The organism is Methylobacterium sp. FW306-05-D, assembly GCF_058782155.1.
In genome coordinates, this window is record NZ_JBYSXL010000005.1 from 118,643 (window position 1) to 125,122 (window position 6,480).

Below are 6,480 nucleotides of genomic sequence, written 5' to 3' on the forward strand. Positions count from 1 at the left end.
CCCCCGGGCCGCCTTTTTCTTTGCGCGATGCGCCCGCTTCAGGCGGCCCGGTCGAGGAGGCGCGAGACCTCCGCCGCGAGATCGGCCGATTCGAAGGGCTTGCGCAGCACCGGCAGATCGGCCGGGATCGGAATCGCCTCGGCATGCCCGGTCACGATGAGCACGGGCACGTCCGACCAGCGCGCGCGCACGATCTCGGCGAATTCGACGCCGGTCATTCCCGGCATCGCCAGATCGGCCACGACGAGGTCGAACCGGCCCTGCTCCATCAGCGACAGGGCGGTCGAACCGTCGCTGGCCTCGCGCTCGCTGTAGCCGAAGCTCGACAGGAACGAGGCCGTCACGTGCCGGACCTCGGGGTCGTCGTCGACGACGAGGATGCGCGCGCCACGGCCCTGGGCGACGGCAGTGCCGGGCCGCGCCGCCTCGCTCGGGCTCGCCGCCTCGACCCGCGGCAGGATGATCTGGACGCGGGTGCCTTCCCCGGGCGCGCTTTCGATCCGCAGGCGCCCGTGGGATTGCTGGGCGAGGCCGAACACCATGGCGAGGCCGAGGCCCGTGCCCTGGCCCACGGCCTTCGTCGTGAAGAACGGCTCGCAGACCCGGGCGAGGATCTCCGGGGCGATGCCGCTGCCCGCATCGGTGATCTCGACGGACAGGTAGGCCCCGGCCGGCAGGTCGGGATCGTCCTCGAGGGTGAGGCTGCGGGTGGCCACGACGATCCGGCCGCCCTCGGGCATCGCGTCCCGGGCGTTGATGCAGAGGTTCAGGATCGCGAGTTCCAGCTGATCCGGATCGACGCAGGCGGCCGGCGCCTCGGGCGCCAGGATCGTTTCAACGGCGACGAGGCCGCCGAGGCTGCCGGCGAGGAGGTCGTTCATCCCGGTGATGAGGTCGTTCACGTCGACGGCGCGGGGGCGCAGGTCGCGGGAGCGGCTGAAGCTGAGAAGGCGCTTGGTCAGGGAAGCGCCGCGCTGGGCCGCCTGCATCGCGTTGCCCACCAGGCGCTGGACCCGCGGCTGGTCGGCGACCTTCGGCGCGACGAGTTCGAGGCTGCCGAGGATCGCCATCAGCAGGTTGTTGAAATCATGGGCGATGCCGCCGGCCAGGGTGCCCAGCGCCTGCATCTTGTCCGACTGGCGCAGGCGCGCCTCCAGGGTCTTCTGTTCGGTGACGTCGCGCTCGATGGTGGCGAGATGGGTGATCTCCCCGGCCGCGTCGCGGATCGGCACGCGGACGACGTGGCGCCAGCGCTCAGCACCGACCGCCCCCTCGGCGACCAGGCTTTCACTGGATTCCCCGGCGGCGATGGCGGCGGCGTCCGCGCTGCGGATCGCCTCGCCATCACCCAGGATCGCGTCCTCGGTGCGTCCGAGGCAGCCGGCGACCTCGCCCCCGAGGCCCGCGGCCTTGCGGGCGTTGAGGCGCACGAAGCGCCCCTCGGCATCCTTGAAGGAGATCGCGTCCTCGGCGTTGTCGAGGAGGCCGCGCAGGAGCGCCCGCTCGGTGGCGAGGTCGCGGCCAAGCTGGTGGCGCTCATAGGCCTGCCGCACGGTGTTGCGCAGCAGGTTCGCGTCCCAGGGCTTCGTCGCGTAGCCGGTGATGCCGCCCTGGTTCAGCGCCGCCACCACGGCGCTCATGTCGGCGTAGCCGGTCAGCAGGATCGCCTGGGCGTCATGGCGCTTGCGTGCCTCGGCCAGCATGGCGTCGCCGGTCATGCCGGGCATGCGCTGGTCCGAGAGGATCACGGCGATGTCCGGGTTGTCGGCCAGGATCTGCAGCGCCTCGACCGGCTTGGTCGTGGTGAGGACGCGGTACTGGTCCTCGAACAGGTCCTCGAGGGCGATGAGGATGTCCGGTTCGTCGTCGACGGCGAGGATTGTGCCCTGTGACATGCTCAACCCGCCTGCCGTGGAATGCCGATCACGAAACAGGCCCCGCCTCCGGGGGCGGCCTCGACACTGAGCGTGCCGCTATGCGCCCGCACGACACTGTAGGCAATCGCGAGGCCGAGGCCCGTCCCCGAACCGACGGGTTTCGTGGTGAAGAACGGCTCGAAGATCTTCTCCCGCAGCGTTTCGGGAATGCCGGGTCCGGTGTCGCTGATCCGGATGACGTCCGTGTCGGGGAGACTGCGCGTCTCGATGGTGATGGTGCCGGGCTCGGGCATCGCGTCCGCGGCGTTTCCGAGGATGTTCATGACGACCTGGTTCAGCAGGGCGGGCGTGCAGTGGATCTCCGCCCGGCCGGCGAAATCCCGGACCACCGCGATCCGGTCGCCGAGCTTGTGCTGGATCAGGGCGAGCACGGTCTCGATCGCCTCCGGCACGTTCACCAGGGTACGCTCGCCCTCGTCCAGGCGGGAGAACTTGCGCAGGTTCAGGACGAGGTCCTGGATGCGGGTCAGGCCCATGCGCATCGCCCCGACGCGGTCGCCGCATTTCTTGAGCCGGCGCGGGCTGTCGGGAGAATCCGGGGCGGCGGCGACCTCGCCGAGGATGCGCTCCACGGTGCCCTGGTGGGCGAGGATGAAGGCCAGGGGGTTGTTGATCTCGTGGGCGATGCCGGCCACCAACTCGCCGAGGGAGGCCATCTTGGCGGCCTGGACGAGCTTGGCCTGAGCGTCGGTGAGCTTGCGGTTGGCGGTGGCGAGGTCGGCATTGGCCCGTTCCAGGGCCCCGGCGAGCGCGGCTCGCGCCTCGGCCGCCTCGGCCTCCGCCCGGGCGCGCTCCAGGGCCCGCTCGCGGGCGCCGAATTCCCCGGCGATCCGCCGGTTGTCCTCCTCCAGGAGCTTGCGGCGCACGAGGCTGCGCACCCGCATCACCAGGATCTCGCCATCGGATTTCGAGACGACGTCGTCGGCACCGGCCGCGAAGGCCTCGACGAGGAAGTCCTTGGCCGGATTCGAGCCGGCGATGCCGACGACCTGGAAGGTCGGCGCGCCGGCCTCGCGGCCCGCCAGACCGGCGTTTCGATGGTCGCTGATCGCCCGGCACAGGGCGAGGCCGTCATAGGTCGTGGCGAGGAGGTCGATCGTCACGCAGTCGAAGGCGGCGCCTTCCGCCGCGAGGGCCGCCAGGGCCGTGGCGTGGCTGTCCGCGGTGGTGACCTCCTGGCCCTCGTGGGCGAGCAGGCCGGCGAGGAAGGTCCGGTAGGTGGCGCTGGCGTCGACCACGAGAACGCGGCCGCGGCGGAAGGCGGAGATGCCCGGTCCGTCGCTGCCGCCCATGCGCTCGCGCAAAAGGGCGCGGATGCGCAGCACGAGGAGATCCCGGTCGGCCGACTTCGCCACGTAGGCGTCGGCGCCGCTCTCCAGGCCCTGGCGCTCGCCGTCGCGGGCGCCGGTGAGCATCAGGAGGGGCAGGGCGCGGGTGCGCAGGGAGAGCCGGAGCTGGCGGGCGAACTCGTCGCCGTTCATGCCGGGGAGATGGTGGTCGGCCACCACCAGATCGGGCAGGCGGGTGTTGAGGTGATCGAGGGCGGCCTCGGCGGTGGCGCAGCGCTCCACCGCGAAGCCCCTGGATTCGAGCAGCAGCCGCAATTCGAGGGCCTGGGTCTCGGAATCCTCGACCAGGAGGAGGCGGGGCGGGGCGGCCTCGGTCACGGCGCGGCCTCCGCGACGCGGGCGAGATGGGCGGCGATCCGGTCCAGGGGCAGGACGGTCCCGGCGGCCGACAGGCGGATGGCGGCGGCCGGCATGCCGAACACCACCGCGGTGCTCTCGTCCTCGGCCACGGTGAGGCCCCCGGCCCGGCGCAGGTCGAGGAGGCCGAGGGCACCGTCCTCACCCATGCCGGTGAGCAGCACGCCGATGCCGCGCGCGCCGGCGTGCCGCGCGACCGAACGGAACAGGGCCGTGGCGGCCGGGCGCTGCCCCCCCACCGGGGCAGCGTCGCTGATCCGCAGGTGACCGCCCCCGCCGAGTTCCAGGTGCCGGTCCCCCGGCGCGACGTAGACGCGGCCGGGCTCGGCGCGCTCGCCGTCGCGGGCGAGGGTCACCGACAGGCCGACCACTCCGTTGAGCCAGCTGGCGAAGCCCTCCATGAAGGCGGGGCCCATGTGCTGGACTACGAGGACCGGCAGGGGAAACCGCGCCGGCAGAGCCCCGATGACGCGGGCGAGGGCGGGCGGCCCGCCGGTCGAGGCCGCGATCGCCAGCACGCTGGCGGCCTCCGGCACCTTGAGCGAGGCCGCCACGGGCGGTGGGCTGGCGAGGCGGCCGGCCCATTCGGAGCCGATCGGCCGGCGCCGGATCACCGGCACGGCGGCCATGATGCGCAGCTGCGTGCAGATCTCGCTGGCCGCGGCGTCGTAGCCGGCATTGGTGGTCGCCACCGGCTTCTCCACCACCGAGAGGGCGCCGGCCCGCAGGGCGTTCATCGAGATCCGCAGGGACGAATCCTCGATCGCGTCGGCGATGACCACGATGGGCGTCGGCCGCTCGGCCATGATCTGCCGGGTCGTCTCCAGGCCGTCGATGCCGGGCAGGCGGATGTCCATCGACACGACGTCGGGCCGGACCCGCCCGATCGTCGCCAGGGCCTCCTCGCCCGAGGCCACGGCCGCGACGACCTCGAGGCGCGGATCCCGGCCGACGATGTGGATGAGGAGCTGGCGCACCACCAGGGAATCCTCGACCAGCATCACCCGTATCCGCGCGGGCGCCCCCGGCGTCGATCCGTCCCGCTCGTGTTCGATCACAGCAATTGCCCGATGGTGTCGAGGAGCTTGCGCTGGTCGAAGGTCTGCTTCGTCAGATAGGCGTCCGCGCCGAGGTCGAGGCCGCGCGCCACGTCCTCCGCGTCGCCGCGCGACGTCATCAGGATGATCGGGAGATGCGCGAAGGCCTCCTCGGCGCGCAGGGCTTTGAGCAGGCCGAAGCCGTCGAGGCGCGGCATCTCCACGTCGGCGACGACGAGGTCCACCGGTTCGATGCCCGCGCGCAGGCGGTCGAGCGCATCCTGGCCGTCGACGCAGACGACGACGCGGTACCCTGCCGCTTCCAAGATACCCTTCTCCAAGGTTCGCGTGGTGATGGAGTCGTCCACGACGAGGATCGTCGAACGTGGCGCCTGGGCGATCGTTCCGCGGTGGCCTGTGGGTTGCGGCGCCGCAGCCCCGCCGGTCTCGGCCGCCCGGGCGATCAGGCCCTCGGCATCGAGGACCAGGGCGGGCCGGTCTCCCGGCAGGATCACCGTTCCGGTGATCAGGCGCGGATCGGTCCCGATCGGCGGCGCCGGCAGCACGCGCAGGGTCGTCACGTCGGACAGCGCCTCGACGGCGAGCACGCAGCGGCGTCCGTTGCCCCGGAGCAGGATCGCCGGGCAGGGATCCCCGGCTTCCCGAGCGCTCTCCGAAAGGCCGAGGAGGCTCGCGAGGTCGAGCACCGGCAGGCTGACGGAACTGCCCCCGATTTCCACCTGCGCCACGGTCCGGCCCATGACCTGGGCGAGGGCGCTCCGGTCCAGGCGCAGCAGCCGCTCGGCCGAGGCGCTCGGGATCGCGTAGGTGATCGCGCCGGCCTGCACGAGAAGCATCGCCCGGCGCGCGGCCGAGAGGGGCAGCGCCATGACCAGTTCGGTGCCGAAGGGCTCGCGGGGCGCGAGCCGGACGGTGCCGCCGAGGCGGCGCGCCGCATCCGCCACCACCGAGAGGCCGATGCCCCGGCCCGAGAGGGTGTCGATCGCGGTGGCGGTGGAGAAACCCGGCTCGAAGACCAGGGCGAGGAGCGCCTCCGGCTCCGGAGCGGCATCGGCGTCGAGCAGGCCGCGGCGGCGGGCGGTCTCGGCGATGGCGACGAGGTCCGGTCCGCGCCCGTCGTCGTGGATGCGGACGACGAGGCGGCCGCCCTGGACCTCGACGTCCAGACCGATGGCCAGGGCGTCCGGCTTGCCGAGGCGCCGGCGCGCCTCCGGCGGTTCGGCCCCGTGGCTGAGGGCGTTGCGCAAGGCGTGCAGGACCGGGTCCTTGAGGACCTGGAGCATGCCCCGGTCCAGGGGGAGGTCGAGGCCGCGCACGGTCACCTCGATGGCGCGGTCGGCCTCGCGGGCCTGGTCGCGCAGCGCCCGCGCGAACCCGCCGAAGGCACTCTCGGCGGGGACGAGGGCCAGTCGCTCGGCCTCGCCGGCGACCCGGTTCATGGCGCCGTCCACGGAGGAGGCGAGGGCGCTGCGGATCCGGACCAGGTCAGCGGCGTCGCGCGCCAGGGCGAGGAGCCCGGTCTCCAGGGTGCGCGCATCCGCGTCCGGCTCCGATCCGCGGGCGCCGCGCCGGCGCTCGGCGAGGCGGGCGAGGTCGGCGGCCCGCCGGCCGAGGCGGGCGATGCCCTCCGCCAGCACGGCCTCGCCACCGAGGGCGCTGGCCAGTTCGTGCGTCGCCCGCGTCAGGGCCTCGATTGCATCGGCCGGGACCCGCAGGAGCGTCTGCGCGGCCTCGGCGGGCGCCTCCGCCTGAGCGGGCTTCGGCGGTGGGGCAGCGGGC

The 6,480-nt window shown here is 73.2% G+C and carries 4 protein-coding genes; all 4 read right to left on the reverse strand.

Annotated elements, in window-relative coordinates; all coding sequences use genetic code 11:
* Positions 1 to 38: 38 nt before the first annotated feature.
* Positions 39 to 1,895, reverse strand: coding sequence for a response regulator (locus tag AC3WLN_RS04015; protein ID WP_492479685.1), 1,857 nt, complete (start codon positions 1,893 to 1,895; stop codon positions 39 to 41).
* A gap of 2 nt (positions 1,896 to 1,897) precedes the next feature.
* The gene (locus AC3WLN_RS04020) at positions 1,898 to 3,604 is read right to left on the reverse strand and encodes a response regulator (RefSeq protein WP_492479687.1); all 1,707 of its coding nucleotides are present in this window, start codon (positions 3,602 to 3,604) and stop codon (positions 1,898 to 1,900) included.
* Positions 3,601 to 4,644 (reverse strand): chemotaxis-specific protein-glutamate methyltransferase CheB, encoded by a 1,044-nt coding sequence (cheB, locus tag AC3WLN_RS04025; protein ID WP_492479689.1) that lies wholly within the window; start codon positions 4,642 to 4,644, stop codon positions 3,601 to 3,603. Before cheB ends, AC3WLN_RS04020 begins: the two co-directional genes overlap by 4 nt.
* A gap of 53 nt (positions 4,645 to 4,697) precedes the next feature.
* On the reverse strand, positions 4,698 to 6,480 hold a 1,783-nt coding region (locus AC3WLN_RS04030; RefSeq protein ID WP_492479691.1), incomplete at its 5' end, for a hybrid sensor histidine kinase/response regulator.